This window comes from Burkholderia sp. SIMBA_051 (genome assembly GCF_046534915.1).
In the GTDB taxonomy this organism is placed as follows: Bacteria; Pseudomonadota; Gammaproteobacteria; order Burkholderiales; family Burkholderiaceae; genus Burkholderia; species Burkholderia ambifaria.
In genome coordinates this window covers 1-433 of sequence record NZ_JAWRXS010000062.1, presented here as the reverse complement: position 1 = coordinate 433, position 433 = coordinate 1, and the positions used below count along the sequence as shown (strand labels likewise).

The following is a 433-nucleotide window of genomic DNA, read 5'->3' as shown; positions in this document are numbered from 1 at the left end:
AGTCCATGCTGATGCCGTACTCCCAGCGTTCGCCGGGCTCGAACTCGAGCGGCGCCGCGAATGCGCCGTTCATCGAGTAGCCGATGTCGGGCATCCCCGTCACCTTCTCGTACTGACTGAGCCTGTCGCTCCAGACGCTGTATGTAAAACCGGAGGTATGCGTCAGCAGATGACGCACCGTGATCGTATTGCGCGCAGGACGCAGCTTCGGCTGTCCTGACGTGTCGAACCCGTCGAGGATCTGGGGCGACTTTAGCTGCGGCAGTATCTCGCCCGCCGGCTGATCCAGCCGCAACCTGCCCTGTTCGACGAGCTGCGTGCACGCGGTTGCGGTAATCGCCTTTGTCATCGACAGAAGCCAGAAAATCGTGTCCGGGCTGATGGCCTCGCCGGTGCGGAGATTCGTCTTGCCACGCGCTCCCTCATATACGAG

General features: G+C 61.9%; 1 protein-coding gene. It reads right to left on the bottom strand.

The window, feature by feature from the left end; translation table 11 throughout:
- On the bottom strand, positions 1 to 433 hold a 433-nt coding region (locus SB771_RS33535), incomplete at both ends, for a serine hydrolase domain-containing protein (protein ID WP_410721858.1).